The organism is Streptomyces sp. NPDC041122 (assembly GCF_055592445.1).
Genome location: NZ_JBVIYQ010000003.1, coordinates 205,158 through 222,547, shown reverse-complemented (window position 1 = coordinate 222,547; position 17,390 = coordinate 205,158). Strand labels below are relative to the sequence as shown.

The 17,390-nt window shown below is 69.2% G+C and carries 16 protein-coding genes; 8 read left to right on the top strand and 8 right to left on the bottom strand.

Annotated features, from left to right (window positions below):
• Window positions 1-18 precede the first annotated feature (18 nt).
• From ACZ6B8_RS13330 to ACZ6B8_RS13320, 3 genes are all read right to left on the bottom strand, one after another.
• Entirely contained in the window at window positions 19-501 is a 483-nt protein-coding gene (locus ACZ6B8_RS13330) for an NUDIX domain-containing protein (RefSeq protein WP_471088437.1), read from the bottom strand.
• Between the two features lie 227 nt (window positions 502-728).
• Complete coding sequence (locus ACZ6B8_RS13325) at window positions 729-1,910, bottom strand: cystathionine gamma-lyase (protein ID WP_471607306.1); 1,182 nt, start codon at window positions 1,908-1,910, stop codon at window positions 729-731.
• 290 nt (window positions 1,911-2,200) lie between these two features.
• Complete coding sequence (locus ACZ6B8_RS13320; protein WP_355814358.1) at window positions 2,201-2,578, bottom strand: phage holin family protein; 378 nt, start codon at window positions 2,576-2,578, stop codon at window positions 2,201-2,203.
• 71 nt (window positions 2,579-2,649) lie between these two features.
• On the opposite strand from ACZ6B8_RS13320, the gene ACZ6B8_RS13315 reads away from it, so the two are divergent.
• The 4 genes from ACZ6B8_RS13315 (at window position 2,650) to ACZ6B8_RS13300 (ending at window position 5,046) form a co-directional block, all read left to right on the top strand.
• A complete protein-coding gene (locus ACZ6B8_RS13315) occupies window positions 2,650-2,967 on the top strand; it encodes a cupin domain-containing protein (protein ID WP_355814360.1) in 318 nt (105 codons plus the stop codon).
• Window positions 2,968-3,251: 284 nt separating this feature from the next.
• Window positions 3,252-3,473 (top strand): DUF5326 family protein, encoded by a 222-nt coding sequence (locus tag ACZ6B8_RS13310; protein WP_471088433.1) that lies wholly within the window; start codon window positions 3,252-3,254, stop codon window positions 3,471-3,473.
• A 318-nt stretch (window positions 3,474-3,791) separates the two neighbouring features.
• Window positions 3,792-4,505: an IclR family transcriptional regulator gene (locus ACZ6B8_RS13305; protein ID WP_471607558.1), complete on the top strand. Its 714-nt coding sequence runs from the start codon at window positions 3,792-3,794 to the stop codon at window positions 4,503-4,505.
• A 103-nt stretch (window positions 4,506-4,608) separates the two neighbouring features.
• Complete coding sequence (locus tag ACZ6B8_RS13300; protein ID WP_471088431.1) at window positions 4,609-5,046, top strand: SsgA family sporulation/cell division regulator; 438 nt, start codon at window positions 4,609-4,611, stop codon at window positions 5,044-5,046.
• A 72-nt stretch (window positions 5,047-5,118) separates the two neighbouring features.
• Here the strand turns inward: ACZ6B8_RS13300 and ACZ6B8_RS13295 are convergent, their stop codons facing one another.
• The gene (locus ACZ6B8_RS13295) at window positions 5,119-6,849 is read right to left on the bottom strand and encodes a YibE/F family protein (protein WP_471607305.1); all 1,731 of its coding nucleotides are present in this window, start codon (window positions 6,847-6,849) and stop codon (window positions 5,119-5,121) included.
• A 218-nt stretch (window positions 6,850-7,067) separates the two neighbouring features.
• On the opposite strand from ACZ6B8_RS13295, the gene thiC reads away from it, so the two are divergent.
• Entirely contained in the window at window positions 7,068-8,867 is a 1,800-nt protein-coding gene (gene thiC / locus ACZ6B8_RS13290) for a phosphomethylpyrimidine synthase ThiC (protein WP_469250722.1), read from the top strand.
• Between the two features lie 192 nt (window positions 8,868-9,059).
• Here thiC and ACZ6B8_RS13285 read toward each other — a convergent pair whose 3' ends face one another.
• From ACZ6B8_RS13285 to ACZ6B8_RS13275, 3 genes are all read right to left on the bottom strand, one after another.
• Window positions 9,060-9,965, bottom strand: coding sequence for a hypothetical protein (locus ACZ6B8_RS13285; RefSeq protein WP_471088426.1), 906 nt, complete (start codon window positions 9,963-9,965; stop codon window positions 9,060-9,062).
• A 180-nt stretch (window positions 9,966-10,145) separates the two neighbouring features.
• Entirely contained in the window at window positions 10,146-11,249 is a 1,104-nt protein-coding gene (locus ACZ6B8_RS13280; protein ID WP_471088786.1) for a metallophosphoesterase, read from the bottom strand.
• 237 nt (window positions 11,250-11,486) lie between these two features.
• Window positions 11,487-12,608, bottom strand: a complete 1,122-nt coding sequence (locus tag ACZ6B8_RS13275; RefSeq protein ID WP_471088424.1) for a LacI family DNA-binding transcriptional regulator — start codon at window positions 12,606-12,608, stop codon at window positions 11,487-11,489.
• A gap of 472 nt (window positions 12,609-13,080) precedes the next feature.
• Here ACZ6B8_RS13275 and hisC point away from each other — a divergent pair, with 472 nt between their 5' ends.
• Window positions 13,081-14,160 carry a histidinol-phosphate transaminase gene (gene hisC, locus ACZ6B8_RS13270; RefSeq protein ID WP_471607304.1) on the top strand — a complete coding sequence of 360 codons (1,080 nt, stop codon included), beginning with the start codon at window positions 13,081-13,083 and terminating at the stop codon, window positions 14,158-14,160.
• Between the two features lie 43 nt (window positions 14,161-14,203).
• On the opposite strand, the gene ACZ6B8_RS13265 is transcribed toward hisC, so the two are convergent.
• A complete protein-coding gene (locus tag ACZ6B8_RS13265; RefSeq protein WP_471088420.1) occupies window positions 14,204-14,584 on the bottom strand; it encodes a cyclophilin-like fold protein in 381 nt (126 codons plus the stop codon).
• A 222-nt stretch (window positions 14,585-14,806) separates the two neighbouring features.
• Between ACZ6B8_RS13265 and ACZ6B8_RS13260 the strand changes: the two genes are divergently transcribed.
• Together ACZ6B8_RS13260 and cydB are read left to right on the top strand one after the other, a co-directional pair.
• A complete protein-coding gene (locus ACZ6B8_RS13260; RefSeq protein ID WP_471607303.1) occupies window positions 14,807-16,357 on the top strand; it encodes a cytochrome ubiquinol oxidase subunit I in 1,551 nt (516 codons plus the stop codon).
• Between the two features lie 19 nt (window positions 16,358-16,376).
• A complete protein-coding gene (cydB, locus tag ACZ6B8_RS13255) occupies window positions 16,377-17,378 on the top strand; it encodes a cytochrome d ubiquinol oxidase subunit II (protein ID WP_471607302.1) in 1,002 nt (333 codons plus the stop codon).
• Window positions 17,379-17,390 lie beyond the last annotated feature (12 nt).

Below are 17,390 nucleotides of genomic sequence, written 5' to 3'. Positions count from 1 at the left end.
ATCAGTCGAGGTCGGCCGTCAGCCGAGATCGGGGGCGTGCATCGCGCGCACGCCCTCGATGTTGCCGTCCAGGTAGTGCCGCAGGGACAGCGGTACGAGATGGACCGAGGCGATGCCGACCCGCGTGAACGGCACATGCACGATCTCGTACTCGCCGCACGGTTCCTCGACCTCGGGGCCGTGTCGACGGCTGGTGTCCATGGACTCCAGCCGGCAGACGAAGAAGTGCTGCACCTTCACGCCGGTTGCGCCACCGTCCTCGCCGATGTGCTCCACGGTGTCGACGAAACAGGGCACGACGTCGGTGATCTTGGCGCCGAGTTCCTCGTGGACCTCTCGGTGGAGCGCGTCCACGACGGAAGCGTCCTCCACCTCGACGCCGCCGCCTGGGGTGACCCAGTACGGATCGACGCCGGGCTTGGTGCGCTTGATCAGGATCAGGTCGTCTCCGTCCAGCAGGACGGCGCGTGCGGTGCGCTTGACCACGGGTCGGACGGTCATGGGGGGAATGTGGCCCGGACTGTTCCACGTGAAACATCGCGGGCCTGCGGCGCCCCCATCGGGCGCATGGATGTGTCCTCGTGATGGGACACTGACGCAGGGTCAACTAGCCTTGTGTGCACGGTTCTGCGCGCGTGGAACCGGAACGGTCCGAGCCACGAGGGGGGGAGGCTCGGACCGTTCGTTGTGCGCAGTCGCCATGGCGACGCGAGGGTTGCCCCGCGGGGTCAGCCGGTCGCGTCGGCCGACTCCTCCAGCGCCCGCAGTACGTCCGCCACCAGGTCGCCGGAGTCCTCGGCGCCCGCGGAGAAGCGGATGAAGCCCTCGGAAACGGCGTCGCCGCCCCACCGCCGGCGGCGCTCGGCCGTGGACCGCACGCTGCCGAAGCTCGTGGCGTCGTCGACCAGGCGCAGTGCGTCGAGGAACCGCTCCGCACGCGCGCGCGAGGGCAGCGTGAAGGAGAGCACGCACCCGAAGCGCCGCATCTGCTGGGCGGCGATCTTGTGCGAGGGGTCGTCGGGCATCCCGGGGTAGCGCAGCCCCGACACCTCGGGGCGGGCGCGCAGCGCCTCGGCGAGGGCCAGGGCGTTCGCGTTCTGCCGGTCCGCGCGCAGCTGCAGCGTGGCGAGCGAGCGATGGGCGAGCCAGGCCTCCATCGGCCCCGGAATCGCCCCGACGAGCTTGCGCCACTGCCGCACGGAGGCGGTCAACTCGGCGTCACGGCAGGCGACGTATCCCAGGAGGATGTCGCCGTGGCCGGTGAGCATCTTGGTGCCGCTGGCGACCGCGAAGTCGGCGCCGAGCTCCAGGGGACGCTGCCCGAGAGGGGTGGCCAAGGTGTTATCGACGGCCACAAGCGCGCCCCGCGCGTGTGCCGCTTCGGCGAGCCGCCGCACGTCGCACACGTCGAGGCCGGGGTTGGAGGGCGTCTCGATCCACAGCAGCTTGGCGCCGTCGAGAACGTCGAGCTGGGCGTCGCCGCCGGTCGGCGCGGTGCGCACCTCGATGCCGTAGGCCGTGAGCTGCTCCCGGACCAACGGCAGCACCTGATAGCCGTCGTCCGGCAGAACCACCGCGTCACCGGCGCGCAGCTGCGAGAACAGCACGGCCGAGATCGCGGCCATCCCGGAGGCGAAGACCAGCGTCTCGACGTCCGGGACGGCGTCCGGGCCACCGTCGGGCGCTTCGAGCTCGCCGATGGCGCGCTCCAGGTGCGTCCAGGTGGGGTTGTCGTCGCGCCCGTAGGCGTACCCGCCCGTCGGGTCGCCGGGCAGGTGGAAATGCGCGGCGAAGACGGGGCCGGGCAGTGTCGGCTCGTGCTTCACGGGCTCGGGCAGCCCGGCCCGCACTGCTCGCGTGCCGTCGCCGATGCGTGCCGCACCGTCACCCATGGGTCCCGCGTCCGTCATGCCGCCGCCTCTCCACTGCTCACACGTTCATGTACGACGCCGAGCAGGCTGCTCGGCGCCCGACCAAGCGCCCGCCCCGCGCCCGACCAAGCACCCGACCTGGCGCCTGGCAGGATCTCGCTCGCCGTCTCCCCCATTCTCCGACACGCCTCGAACGCCAGAACGCGACGAGCGTTCGAGCGCCTCGCACGAGGTGCTCCCGGGAGGTGCTCCCACGAGGTGCTCCCGAGCAAGAGTGCTCGCACGCGGTCACCCGCTCTTGGTCGCGCGCTCTCGGTCACCGCATCCGATCAGTCGTCGTCGGGGAGCACCACGTTCAACGCCCAGGACACGATCGAGATGATCAGGCCGCCCAGCACGGCGGTCCAGAAGCCCTCGACATGGAAACTGACGTCGAACTTGTCGGCCAGCCACGACGTGAGCAACAGCATCAGAGCGTTGACGACGAGGGTGATCAGGCCGAGCGTCAGGATGAACAGGGGAAAGGTGAGGACCTTGACCACCGGCTTGACCAGGAAGTTCACCAGGCCGAAGAGCAGGGCGACGACGATGAGCGTGCCCACCTTCTTGCCCGTGCTGTCGCCGGTCAGGGTGATCTTGTCGAGCAGCCACACGGCGACAGCCAGGGCCGCGGCGTTGGCGATCGTCTTGACTACAAAATTCTTCATGTGTGTGATCGTGGCAGACAGCGGCGGACAAAGGTCGGTCAGCAGGCATCAGCGAGGGGTGTGCGGGAGCGATGAAGGCATTCCGACTGGACGAGCTGGAAGCGGAGCGCGCCGCGAACGACGGTGCGTATCTGCAGTTCCTGCGTGAGCGGAACATGTCGGTCGGGCTGTACGCGCTGGACGCCGGCGAGGCCGACCCGCAGCAACCGCACCGCCAGGACGAGGTGTACATGGTCGTCAGTGGTCGTGCCTCGATCACGGTCGGCATGGAGACCACGCAGGTGGCACGGGGCAGCGTCATTTATGTGCCGGCCGGGGTGGCCCACAAGTTCCACCACATCAGCGAAGACCTGCGGGTGCTCGTCGTCTTCTCTCCGCCCGAATCCTGAGCTCCCTCCGCGGCGCGTAAATCCTCCTGCCAGCTTTCCCTCTGCGGGCTCTCCCTCTGTGGGGTGACCTCTTCAGGGCTGCGACCTCGGGGTTCCCTCAGGGTCGGATCAGGGGACGGCAAGGGGTCCGAGGCCCCCGTTGCGCCCTTCGGCGCCCTAGCATCGAATGCAAGACGCCAGGAACCTGCGGAGATTCAGGAAACCGCACCGAGGCGAAGAGCGCGAAGAGCGCGAAGTGCGGGCAGAGCGCGGAAGCGCGGACAGAGCAGAGAGAGGTAAGGACGATGGCAGCGAAGGAGATCTTTGCGGGAATGCCGTGGTGGGTGAAGTGGGTGGCGATACCCCTCATCGCACTCGTCGTGTTCGGCGGCGTGATAGCGGCTGTGGTCGGATTCGTGGTCGCCCTGCTCTTCAAGGCGCTGATATTCGTAGCCTTGGTCGGTGGACTCATCTATGTCGTACGGAAGTTCATATCCGGCTCGTCCTCGTCCCGCAGCGACTGGTGATCTCCCGGGTTCACCCGTCGGCCGGCTCCCGTGGCGGGGTTCCCTCGGGCGGGGGAAGTTTTCCCGTGCGGCTCCGTAGGGCGAAGGCCAAGGATTAGAGTCCGGAATCCGACGCGGGCTCGATATCCGCGGACGGGCGCACGTGCACGGTCCCTCCCTCGCTACTCCGGGCACGGGCGGACCCTTCACGCGCTTCGGGAGTGAACCTTGGACGCGGTCGACAACACCATGCCGCCGGTTGTTGATGCCGTCACTTCACCGTCCGACGACGTCTCCGCTGCCGTCGGGCCGACCCTCATCGGCTCCGTGCAGCGGGCGATGCGGTTGCTGGAAGCCGCCGCCTCGCACCAAGGCGGGGCGCCCGCAAAGCAGTTGGCCCGGGAGGCGGGACTCGCCCTCCCCACGGCGTACCACTTGTTGCGCACTCTGGCCCATGAGGGCTATCTGCGCCGGGAGAAGGGAGTGTTCGTGCTCGGCGAGGCCGCCGAGCGGCTGGGCGGAAGCGGAGCCCAGCAGAACCGGCGCGGAGCCATCGACAAGGCATTGGCGCACTGGCGGGACACCATCGGCGTCCCTGTGTACTTCGCCGTCTACCGCGAGGGCGAGATCGACGTCGTCGCCATCGCGGACACCCCGGGGAATCCGGCTGTCGAGGAGTGGGCGGACTTCCGGGAGACGGGCCACGCCCACGCGATCGGTCAGTGTCTGCTGGGTCAACTGGACGACGCGGCACGCAAGGACCATCTGGACCGGTATCCCGTGCAGTCGATCACGCGCTATTCGGTCCGCGACGACCGTGCGTTCGTCCGGCGGCTCGACGCGCGGGAACGAATGCAACCCGTGGTGGAGCGGCAGGAGTACGCGCTCGGCACGGTCTGTGCGGCGATTCCGATCACTGCCGGTGACACCGCGGCTACCATGGCCATTTCTGTTCCCTCCTATCAAGCCGATCGGCTGCTGCCCGCAGCCCACCGGCTGCAGCGTGAGATCGGAAAGCTACTAGGGACACTCGCCTTCTCTATCAGCATCTGAAAACTCACTCCTTGTGATCTGCCCTGTACGTTAAGCAAGATGCCAGGGGTGTCGGGAAGTTGGTTCCTGGCTCCTTGCGGGCGATGCGACGGGGTAGGGCGGGATGGGCGAGACGGTTCAGGCAGAGGTCATGATGAGCTTCCTTGTGTCCGAGGAGCTGTCGTTCCGCATCCCGGTGGAGCTGCACTACGAGATGGGCGACCCCTATGCCGTGCGGCTGACGTTCCATCTGCCGGGGGACGCCCCGGTGACCTGGACGTTCGGGCGGGAGCTGCTCATCGACGGAGTGGGCAGGCCGAGTGGGGACGGCGACGTACGGGTGAAGCCCACCGACTCCGCGAAGCTCGACGAGGTGCTGATCAGGCTTCAGGTCGGCGCGGATCAGGCGCTGTTCCGGGCGGGCATTCCGCCGTTGCTCGCCTTCCTCGACCGCACGGACAAGCTGGTGCCGCTCGGACAGGAGCGGGCGCTCGCCGGCTTCGACACCCATCTCGACGAGGCGCTCGACAGGATCCTCGCCGAGGAGCAGAACGCGGGCTGACGCTCAAGGTCAACTGCGCTGCCCAGGTGGCATTTTGGTGCATTTCATGGCATCGGGATTGGCGCGAAATGGTCAGCGCTTGCGACGACGTCCCTTGCCGCCGCGCGAGGGCCGCGGAATACCGGCGCCCACCTCCGAGCCGGCCCCCACCTCCGAGCCGGTCCCCACCCCCGAGCCGGAACCGACACCCGCGCCCGAACCGACCCCCGGACCGGCCCCGACACCGCCACCGGCCCCACCACTGGCCCCGACTCCAGTAGCCCCAACACCCGCGCCACCAACACCCGCGCCACCAACCCCGGCACCACCAACTCCGGCACCACCAACCCCCGCACCACCAACCCCCGCACCGAAGCGCAGGCCGGAAGCCGCACCGCTCCCCGATCCGGATGTGCGGTCCGCCGAGACGACCAGGGCGGCCAGCGCGGTCGTCACCGGCACCGAGGCGACCAGGCCGATCGAGCCGATGAGGGTACGCACGATCTCCTCGGCGACCAGTTCGCTGTTGGCCACCGTGCCCACGCTGGACTGGGCGATGGAGAAGAGCAGAAGCAGGGGCAGTGCGGCGCCCGCGTAGGCGAGGACCAGGGTGTTGACGACCGAGGCGATGTGGTCGCGGCCGATGCGGATGCCCGCCCGGTAGAGGCCGCGCCAGCCCATCGTCGGGTTGGCCTGGTGCAGTTCCCAGACGGCGGAGGTCTGGGTGACCGTCACATCGTCGAGGACGCCGAGCGAGCCGATGATGACGCCCGCGAGAAGGAGGCCGCTCATGTCGATGGACGGGTACAGGCCATGGATGAGGCCGGTGTTGTCGTCCGTGTTGCCGGTCAGCGAGGCCCAGCCGATGAAGAGGGAGCCGAGAAGACCGATCAGGAGGAGGGAGATGAGCGTGCCGAGCACCGCGACCGACGTACGGGCCGTGAGGCCGTGGCAGAGATAGAGCGCGATCAGCATGATGGCGCTCGCCCCGATCACCGCCACCACCAGCGGATTCGAGCCCTGCAGGATGGCCGGCAGGATGAAGAAGGTGAGCACCAGGAAGCTGATGGCGAGGGCGACCAAGGCCATCACGCCGCGCAGCCGACCCACCACGACGACGGCGAGGGCGAAGATGCCGGCGAGCAGGGCCATGGGGAGCTTGCGGTTCACGTCGGTGACGGAGTACTGGAGGCCTTCGGGGGCCTTGGGTTCGTAGGCGACCACCACCTTCTGACCCTGCTTCAGTTGCCGGGGGGAGTCCGGCTGGATGATCTCGGTGAAGGTGCGGCCCTGGTCGTCGCCGCTGGTGACCTCGACCGTCGCCCGCTTGCAGGTGCCCGCCGCCCGGGACTGTGCGGACTGGCCTTCGGCGGTGGAGGTGTCGCCGTTCGGCGGGGTCTGCGAGGGGTTGAGGTCCTTGCAGGGGAGTTCCTGGATCTTCGTGACCTTCGCCGACTGGGTCTGCCGGTCGAAGCCGACGCCGGTGCGCTCGTGACCGGGCGTGCCTCCCGGCCACAGCACCGCCAAGCCCACGACGACCGCGGCGGCGAAGGGGATCAGGACCGCGGCGATGACCTTGCGCAGATGCTGGGAGACGGGGGCGGCCGGACCGTGACTGTGTGAGTGGCCGTGCCCGCCGTGTCCGCCGTGTCCGCCATGCCCATGGTGCCCTCCGTGCCCATGGCCTCCGTCCGCGTGACCTCCGTCCCCGTGGCCTTCGGGCCGGTGGCTTCCGCTCTCGTGGCCTTCGGATGCGCGGCGGTCGGGCGGGACGGGGCCGGGTCGTCCGGACGGGGGCGGGAGCGGCGGCTCTGTGGTGGTCACTGCCCGATCATCGCAAGAACAGAGGGGGCCCTCTGTTCAGCGCGCCCGAGATGACGCTAGCGTGGAGCCACCTTTGCAATCGCGGGAGCTCGGAGCACCGGGCTGAGAGGGCGCTGACCTCCGTACGAACCGGCACGAACGTGCACGAGCCGTACGGGATCCGCTGCGTCGACCGCCGAACCTGTTACCGGGTAATGCCGGCGTAGGGAGTAGGTCTCATGACCACATCGGACGCACGCACGCCTGCCTCCAGCAGCGACAACAGCACCGCCGCAGCTGACGAGGCCGGGAAGTCCATCGGCTGGCACAAGGCGTATGTCGAGGGTTCACGCCCCGACCTGCGCGTGCCGGTCCGCCAGGTGCACCTCACCAACGGCAAGGCCGTCACCCTGTACGACACCTCAGGTCCGTACACCGACCCGTCGGCCGAGACCGACGTCCGCCGCGGTCTGCCGCCGCTGCGGGAGAACTGGATCATCGCCCGCGGCGACACCGAGGAGTACGTCGGACGGCCGCTCCGGCCCGAGGACGACGGTCTCAAGCACACCTCGCCGCGAGGTGGTCTCAAGAACCTCGACGCGGTCTTCCCCGGCCGCCCCCGTCAGCCGCGCCGCGCCCGCGAGGGGCAGGCGGTCACGCAGCTCGCGTACGCGCGCCGCGGCGAGATCACGCCCGAGATGGAGTTCATCGGGATACGCGAGAACCTCGACCCCGAGGTGGTGCGGGCCGAGGTCGCCGCGGGGCGCGCGGTGATCCCGGCGAACGTCAACCACCCGGAGATCGAGCCGATGATCATCGGCAAGAAGTTCCTGGTGAAGGTGAACGCCAACATCGGCAACTCCGCGGTCACCTCGTCCATCGAGGAGGAGGTGGACAAGATGACGTGGGCGACCAAGTGGGGCGCCGACACGGTCATGGACCTGTCCACCGGCCGCAACATCCACACCACCCGCGAGTGGGTGCTGCGCAACTCCCCCGTGCCGATCGGCACCGTGCCGCTCTACCAGGCCCTGGAGAAGGTCGACGGCAAGGCCGAGGAGCTGACCTGGGAGATCTACAAGGACACGGTCATCGAGCAGGCCGAGCAGGGCGTGGACTACATGACGGTGCACGCGGGCGTGCGCCTTCCGTACGTCCCGCTCACCGCGCGCCGCAAGACCGGCATCGTCTCGCGCGGCGGTTCGATCATGGCGGCCTGGTGCCTGGCGCACCACAAGGAGAGCTTCCTCTACGAGCACTTCGAGGAGCTCTGCGAGATCCTCGCGGCGTACGACGTGACGTACTCGCTGGGTGACGGGCTGCGGCCCGGGTCGATCGCGGACGCCAACGACGAGGCGCAGTTCGCCGAGTTGCGGACGCTCGGGGAACTCAACACGATCGCCAAGCGTCACAACGTACAGACGATGATCGAGGGCCCCGGGCACGTCCCGATGCACAAGATCAAGGAGAACATCGACCTTCAGCAGGAGATCTGCGAGGAGGCGCCGTTCTACACGCTCGGTCCGCTGACCACGGACATCGCGCCCGCCTACGACCACATCACCTCCGGCATCGGCGCCGCGATGATCGGCTGGTGGGGCACGGCGATGCTCTGTTACGTCACGCCCAAGGAGCACCTGGGCCTGCCCAACCGGGACGACGTGAAGACCGGAGTCATCACGTACAAGATCGCGGCGCACGCGGCGGACCTCGCCAAGGGCCATCCGGGTGCGCAGGACTGGGACGACGCGCTCTCGGACGCGCGCTTCGAGTTCCGCTGGGAGGACCAGTTCAATCTGGCCCTCGACCCGGTCACGGCACGGGAGTTCCACGACGAGACGCTGCCGGCCGAGCCCGCCAAGACGGCGCACTTCTGCTCGATGTGCGGGCCGAAGTTCTGCAGCATGAAGATCTCGCAGGACATCCGGCGTCAGCACGGCGGCGACCTCGGTGAGGCGGACATCGAGGCGGGGATGGAGCAGAAGTCCAAGGAGTTCGCCGCGGCGGGCAACCGGGTCTATCTGCCGATCGCCGACTGACCAACTGACCAACCCATCGGGCGGTCCGCCACCGTGCTCCGCGTGCTCCGCGCAGGGCGGACCGCCCGCCTGTCGTTGTCGGCGCGCCTCCCCTGCGCGACCGGCCCGGACTTGGACGGCACCGCTCCGGGATGCCGACCCCGAGCGTCGCCGCTCACCGGCGGCGACGCTTCGGCAGCGGGACCGGGCCCGCTACTCCGGCTTGTGGTCGGGCCCGCCGAAGTCGGGGCTGGAGAAGTCGGGGCTCGAGTAGCTCGGCCGCGGACCCGCGGCCGAGCCGCCGTCCGGGCTGCTGAACCCCGGCCGGTGATAGCCGAGTTGGGGCATCCGGCCGTGACCGCCGGAGGCCCCCGCTCCGGCCCCGGAGCCCGCCGCCGACGTCCGGGCGGCGGGAGCCGCGCCCGGGTCCGTCAGCGCCTCCCGGAGGAACGGCACGACGCCGCGTTCGAGGAGCGCCCGCCCCCAGTCCTCCCTGGCGCGGGACACCTCCTCGTACCGCTCGCCGTGCAGTCCTGCCTGGAGTGAGGTGGAGCCGTTGCGCAGCGCGGTCAGGAGCAGACCGACCGCCGCGACCAGGATGCCCCCGGCGGTGAGCGCGCCGAACAGCCAGCCCACGGTGAGCAGGGTGTCCGCGAAGGCGGGCTCCGGGGTGAGCATCTTCAGGATGTAGCCGACGAGCAGGAAGATCGCGGCGGCCGCCCCGGCGAGGACGGGTGCGAGGACCGCGACGACGGCGATCGCCCCGGCTCCCGCTGCCGCCGGTTCCGCCACCTCGCCCATCGTGGTGGCGAGGCTGAGGCCGCCGGAGCCCGACTCCGCGGCGCTCTGTCCGTTCCCTTCACGGATCGATGTGGACGTCGGTCGAGGTTCGCGCAACTCCTCGCGAACCTGCACGTAGTGCGCGTACTCGGCCGCTGCCGCGGCCGTGATCAGTGCTGTCGCGTTCAGGGCCATGGTGCGCAGTTGTTCGGTGTTGAGCCGCTGGCCCACTGCGGCGAGTTCAGGACGGTCAGGTGCGGTGCGCAGCGCCTCGTCGAGGATCCGCTCGTACTCGGGGCGGTCCTCATTGAGCAGGTGTGGAGCGCTGTTCATGTGCATCCCCCGATGCTCCGTAGGGCTGAGGCTCGCATGGCTACGAGCCGTTGGGCAGAAACGGAGGGGAGCCTGCTACGGATAAGCCGATGGTAGAGCCGTGACCGCGCGCGGTGACAGGGGGTTTCCGGAAATTGCCCCCCTGGCCAGCGTGATCGTGTAGAGGGGCGCCTGCCCGAATAACGCTCAGATACCCAGGGGGAGTTGGCGGACCAGTAGCTTTCCGGCCATGGTCACTCCGCCGTCCATGGCGATGGCCAGGCCGTCGGCGTAGACGTGCGGACCCTCGATGACGGGGCCGCCGCCGTCCGACTCGTCCTCGGAGCCGACGTCGCCCAGGAGGTAGGGGATGGGGCTGTGGCCGTGGACGATGCGGGTGCCGCCGAAGACGTCCAGGAGTTCGCGGGCGGCCGAGGGGCCCGACTCGTCGCGGAAGGCGAAGCGCTTGGTGAACTTGCGGAAGAGGTCCCAGCACTCGTCGGCGTCGTTGCGGGTGAGGGTCTCCCGGATGGTGTCGTTCACCGCCTCGATCGAATCGCCGTAATCCAGGTAGGCGGTCGTGTCGGAGTGCACGAGCAGGTGGCCGTCGGCCTCCTCCATCGCGTCCAGGCGGGCCATCCACTGCAGGTGGTGGTCCTCCAGGCGCTCCATGTCGGACTTCTGCCCGCCGTTGAGCAGCCAGGCCGCCTGGAAGGTGGCGGTGCCCGCGCCGGAGTTGACGGGGGTGTCGCCGAAGCGCTTGGCGCCGAGCAGGAGCAGCTCGTGGTTGCCCATCAGCGCCTTGCAGTAGCCGCCGGCGGCGGCGGCCTCGGCGGACAGCCGCATCACGAGGTCGATGACGCCGATGCCGTCGGGCCCGCGGTCGGTGAAGTCGCCGAGGAACCACAGGCGCGCGTTGCCCGCGGCCCAGTTGCCGTCGGCGTCGAGAAGGCCCTGCTCCTGGAGGGCCGCGACGAGCTCGTCCAGATATCCGTGCACGTCGCCGACGACGAACAGCGGTCCGTGCTCGTCGCCGGGCGGCGGCTGCGGAGGCTCCGGCATGACCTGCACCTGCACCTGGACGGTGTCGCCCCGGTTGATGACCGGCAGGTCGCGCTGGGTCGGGGTGTAGCCGTCACCCGGCCCCTCGACCGCCACGTCGCCGCCCGGCGCCTCACCGGGCGCGCCGGGGCTCACCGGGCCGGGGCCGGCCGTCTCATGGACGTACGCCGGTACGCGGAAGTCGCGCAGCGTCGCCGTCCGCACATCGGGTCCCTGACCGGCCCCCTGAGTCATCGACCCCTCCACCACCATTGCGCCGCATCTGCACCGAGATCGGACTGCCTGGTCGCAGCGGCCCGCGGTGTCGTCCGCCCATCATAGGAATGCGGCTCCCGCTGTGTGGTGCACCAGGGGTGGTGAATCGGTTCCGGACCGCGGTTCACCGTGGATTTCTCCCGAATTGGGCAGAGGTTCTCCCCTGATTTCCCCCCGGGCGGGGAAAGGAAGTCGGCCTCTGCCCGGGGCCGGGTGCTCGGGCGGGAGCGGTCAGCCGTGGCCGGGCGAGCGGGGCGGGCTGACCGTCGTGCGCGGGGGACGTCGCTCGGACGAGGTGCGCACGATCAGTTCGGTCGGTATCACCTGCTCGACGGGCCGGCCCGAATCCAGGCCCTCGATGGCGTCGATGAGGAGCTGGACGACCGCCGTGCCGATCCGCCGCGGTTTGAGCGACAGCGTGGTGATGGGCGGCTCCGTGGTGGCGTACACCGTGGACTCGCTGCAGCAGACGAGCAGCAGGTCGTCGGGGACGCGCAGGCCGTACCGCCGGGCGGCGGCGAGCAGGTCGGTGCCGTTGGGGTCGAAGAGGCCGTAGACGGCGTCGGGCCGGTCGGGCCTGGCGAGCAGCCGGTCGGCGGCGACGGCGCCCGCGCACGGGTCGTGCGCGGGGTAGGACTCGTAGACCGGATCCTGGCCGACGCGTTCGCACCAGCGCAGATAGGCGGTGGTGGAGAGGTGGGTGTACGTGTCGGTGGTGGTGCCGGTGAGGAGGCCGATCCGGCGGGCGCCGGCCGCGGCGAGGTGGTCGAGGATCTCCAGGACGGCCGCCTCGTGGTCGTTGTCGACCCAGGCGGTGACCGGGAGGGAACCCGCCGGGCGGCCGTCGGAGACCACCGGCAGGCCCTGCCGGACCAGTTCGCTGACCACGGGATCGTGGTCGGAGGGGTCGACGACGACGGTGCCGTCGAGGGCGACGTTCGACCACACGTCGACGGGGCTGCGGCGTGAGGTGGCGGGCAGGATGACCAGGGCGTATCCCCGGGCGAGTGCCGCTGAGGTGGCGGCTCTGGCCATCTCGGCGAAGTAGGCGAACTCGGTGAAGGTGAAAGGTTCATCCCCGTACGTCGTCACGGTCAGGCCGATGAGTCCTGACTTGCCGGTACGGAGCGTGCGGGCCGCCGCGGACGGGCGGTAGCCCAGCCGTTCTGCGACCTCGCGGACGTGGCGTCGGGTGGCGTCGGGCAGCCGACCCTTGCCGTTGAGGGCGTCGGAGACAGTCGTGATGGAGACACCGGCGGCGGCGGCGACGTCTCTGATGCCCGCTCGACTTTGCCGGTTGCCCCGGCGTGCGGTCTCCGCTCGGCTCACCTGATGCTTCCCTGCTGCTGTCATGGCGACCCGATAGTAGGGCTCATGGGGGTGGGTAGCAGGGGCGCATATTCACTCGTTGACAGGCACGTTTCTGCATGGCCAGCGACCGCCAATGACCTTGGAACGGAAGGCAGTTGGCGGGGCCGACGGGTAGCTGCCCCTGATCGTCGCGCATGAGCCTGCCAAGTGGGGCAGGTCTCGAAGAGGTCTCAACTCACCTTCACGGGGGACGCGCGCCACGGAGCGAGCCACCGGCGCACGGGGGAGCACTGGGCGCCCCCTGTCGTGCGTACGCCTTCGCGCGGAAGGGGGCCGGAGGGGGCTGTGCGGTGAGAAGGGGCGGGCCAGGGCGCAGGCCAGGGGCTCGTGAGGTGCGTGCGGCAATGCCGGATCGTTCGTACGCCGATGCCGGGAGGCCATTCGCAGCGGGGCGGAATCCTCATAAGGTAAGCAGTATTCGAACTGGTTGTGCCGGGCTACGAGGAGGACTGCGGTGAGCGAGACGAACCCGAGGCTGCGCGCCGAGCTGGCGGGGATCCCCACCTACAAGCCGGGCAAGCCCGCGGCGGCCGGCGGTCCTGTGGCCTACAAGCTGTCCTCGAACGAGAACCCCTACCCGCCGCTGCCCGGCGTGATGGAGAGCGCGCTCGCCGCGGCCGGCTCCTTCAACCGCTACCCCGACATGGCCTGCACGGGCCTGATGAGCGAGCTGGCCGAGCGGTTCGGGGTGCCCGTCTCGCACATCGCCACGGGCACCGGTTCCGTCGGTGTCGCCCAGCAGCTGTTGCAGGCCACCTCTGGCCCGGGTGACGAGGTGATCTACGCCTGGCGGTCCTTCGAGGCGTACCCGATCATCACCCAGGTCAGCGGCGCGACGTCGGTGCGGGTGCCGCTGACGGACGGCGAGGTGCACGACCTCGACGCGATGGCGGACGCCATCACCGACCGCACGCGACTCATCTTCGTCTGCAACCCCAACAATCCCACCGGCACCGTGGTCCGCAGGGCGGAGCTGGAGCGGTTCCTGGACCGGGTCCCCCGTGACGTGCTGGTCGTCCTCGACGAGGCCTACCGCGAGTTCATCCGCGACCCTGAGGTGCCGGACGGCGTCGAGATCTACCGCGACCGCCCGAACGTCTGTGTGCTGCGCACGTTCTCGAAGGCGTACGGCCTCGCGGGGCTGCGCGTCGGTTTCGCCATCGCCCACGAGCCGGTGGCCGCCGCGCTGCGCAAGACGGCGGTGCCCTTCGGCGTGAGCCAGCTGGCGCAGGACGCCGCGGTGGCGTCGCTGCGCGCCGAGGACGAGCTGATGGGCCGGGTCGGCTCGCTCGTCGCCGAGCGCAGCCGCGTGGTGGAGGGGCTGCGCGCCCAGGGCTGGACGGTGCCCGAGACGCAGGCGAACTTCGTGTGGCTGCGGCTCGGGGACCGGACCCTGGACTTCGCGGCGGTGTGTGAGCAGGCCGGTGTGGTCGTACGGCCGTTCGCCGGTGAGGGAATGCGGGCGACGATCGGCGAGACCGAGGCCAACGACGTCTTCCTGCAGGCGGCGGAGGCCTTCCGCAAGGAGCTGTAGCCGGTAGCCGGGGTAGCTTGCGGAGGCCTTCCGCAGGCCCCCGTCAGTCCTCGACGGCCTCGACCCGGATGGGGTCGCCGCTGCGCACCGTGGCGAGCAGGCGGGCGTCGCCGTCCAGGCGGCCGAGGACATTGCACGGGCTCGCGAGGCGGCACTCCTCGCCCCGCGAGATCGGCGTCGGGCCGTAGGGGAGGGCGAGGGCGTCGCCGTCCGTCCAGAAGGCGACCGTGCCGGGCTCGACGACCTGCTGGGCACCGCCCTCGCGCGGGACGCTGACGCCCGTGTCGAAGTACACCTCCTCGCCCCAGGTGTGGGCGGTGGAGCTGAGCGGCAGGACCTTGCCCAGGGCCTGGGCGGTCGGGGTGTCCTCGAGCGTGGCGGTCAGGTGTCCGGCGGGCCAGGAGATCCGTATCTGCGTCTGCATGACGCGGATTCAACAATATGTTGAAGAGATGGGGAAGGCCCCGGACGACGGTCCGGGGCCTCCTCGCGTTTTAGGGGGACCCCCCGTTCGGAGATCGACAGCCCGTACGACATAATGCTTGTGAATGTGAACGCGTTCACAAGCGTGTCCCGGTTCATCCGGAGATCAGCGGGACAAAAGACGCAAAGTGTCTTCTGACCCGCGGTGAGTAAGGAGAAGGCAGTGGACCTGGCTCTGGCGCCGGAAACCCTGGCGCGATGGCAGTTCGGCATCACGACCGTCTACCACTTCCTGTTCGTCCCCCTGACGATCTCGCTCGCCGCCCTCACGGCGATCCTTGAGACGGCATGGGTGCGGACGGGCAAGGAGCACTACCTCAGAGCGACCAAGTTCTGGGGAAAGCTGTTCCTGATCAATATCGCGATGGGTGTCGTCACCGGCATCGTCCAGGAGTTCCAGTTCGGCATGAACTGGTCCGACTACTCGCGCTTCGTCGGTGACGTCTTCGGGGCGCCGCTCGCGTTCGAGGCGCTGATCGCCTTCTTCTTCGAGTCGACCTTCATCGGCCTGTGGATCTTCGGCTGGGACAAGCTGCCGAAGAAGCTGCACTGCGCCACGATCTGGATCGTCTCGATCGGCACCGTCCTGTCGGCGTACTTCATCATCGCCGCCAACGGCTTCATGCAGCACCCGGTCGGCTACAAGATCGTGGAGCGCGACGGCACCAAGCGCGCGGAGCTCACCGACTTCTCCAAGGTGCTCTTCCAGGAGACGACGCTCGTCAACTTCTTCCACGTCATCTCGGCGGCCGTCCTGGTAGGCGGCGCCTTCATGACCGGCATCGCCATCTTCCACCTGCGCAAGAAGCAGCACGTGCGCACCATGCGGACGTCGCTGCGGCTCGGCCTGGTCGCCGCGTTCGCCGGCACGCTGCTCACCGTGGTCAGCGCCGACACCCTCGGCAAGGTCATGTACGAGCAGCAGCCGATGAAGATGTCGGCCGCCGAGGCGCTCTGGGAGTCGGAGAAGCCGGCGCCGTTCTCGCTCTTCGCGTACGGAGACGTCGCCAAGGGCCACAACGACGTCGCCATAGAGGTACCGGGCGTCCTCTCCTTCCTCGCCAAGAACAACTTCAGCGCCGAGATCCCCGGCATCAACGACCTCAACAAGCAGGCGCAGGAGAAGTTCGGGCCCGGCGACTACCGGCCCAACATCCCCACCGCCTACTGGTCCTATCGCTGGATGATCGGCTTCGGCGGGGTCTCGATGGCCCTGTGCACCGTGGGCCTGTGGCTGACCCGCAAGAAGTTCTGGCTCGCGCCGGAGCACCGCACCGGCGAGGACGACGTGCCCAAGCTGATGCTCACCAAGAACAAGGAGCTCGCGCCACGGCTCGGCTCGTGGTGGTGGCGGCTCTCGCAGTGGACGCTGATCTTCCCCCTCATCGGGACCGCCTGGGGCTGGATCTTCACCGAGACGGGACGTCAGCCCTGGGTGGTCTACGGAGTCCTGCGCACCAAGGACGCGGTCTCCCCCGGCGTCTCGCAGGGCGAGGTGCTCACCTCACTGATCGGGTTCACGCTGATCTACGCGATCCTCGCCGTGATCGAGGTGAAGCTGCTGCTCAAGTACGTCAGGAAGGGCCCGCCCGAGCTGACCGAGGCGGACCTCAACCCGCCGACCAGGATCGGCGGACCCGGGTCGGGCGGTGGCTCCGGCTCCGATTCCGGCCAGGACACCGACGCCGACCGGCCGATGGCCTTCTCGTACTGAAGGAAGGAGCGACAGGGACATGGAACTTCACGACGTCTGGTTCGTACTGATCGCCGTCCTGTGGATCGGCTACTTCTTCCTGGAGGGCTTCGACTTCGGGGTGGGGGTCCTCACCAAGCTGCTCGCCCGTGACCGGGTCGAGAAGCGGGTGCTCATCAACACCATCGGCCCCGTCTGGGACGGCAACGAGGTGTGGCTGCTCACGGCGGGCGGCGCGACCTTCGCCGCCTTCCCCGAGTGGTACGCGACGCTCTTCTCCGGCTTCTACCTGCCGCTCCTGATCATCCTGATCTGCCTGATCGTGCGCGGCGTCGCCTTCGAGTACCGCGCCAAGCGGCCCGAGGAGCGCTGGCAGACCAACTGGGAGCACGCGATCTTCTGGACCTCGCTGATCCCGGCGCTGCTGTGGGGCGTGGCCTTCGGCAACATCGTGCGCGGCGTCAAGATCGACGCCCACAAGGAGTACGTGGGCAGCTTCGGCGACCTGCTCAACCCGTACGCGATCCTGGGCGGCCTCGTCACCCTGACGCTGTTCACCTTCCACGGCGCGGTCTTCGCCGCCCTCAAGACGGTGGGCGACATCCGGATGCGGGCCCGGAAGATGGCTCTTGGCCTCGGGCTCGTCACGGCCGTGCTCGCGCTCGGGTTCCTGATCTGGACGCAGGCCGACAAGGGCGACGGCAAGAGCCTGGTCGCCATGGCCGTGGCCGTGATCGCGCTGGTCGGGGCCATCGCGGCCATCAGGATCGGGCGCGAGGGCTGGTCGTTCGCGCTGTCGGGGATCACGATCGCGGCGGCCGTCGCGATGTTCTTCCTGACGCTCTTCCCGAACGTCATGCCGTCGTCGCTGAACGACGAGTGGAGCCTCACGGTCACCAACGCCTCGTCGAGCCCGTACACGCTGAAGATCATGACGTGGTGCGCGGGTGTCGCGACGCCCGTCGTGCTGCTCTACCAGTCGTGGACGTACTGGGTGTTCCGCAAGCGCATCGGCACGCAGCACATCGCCGACGCGCACTGAGTTCGCCTCGAA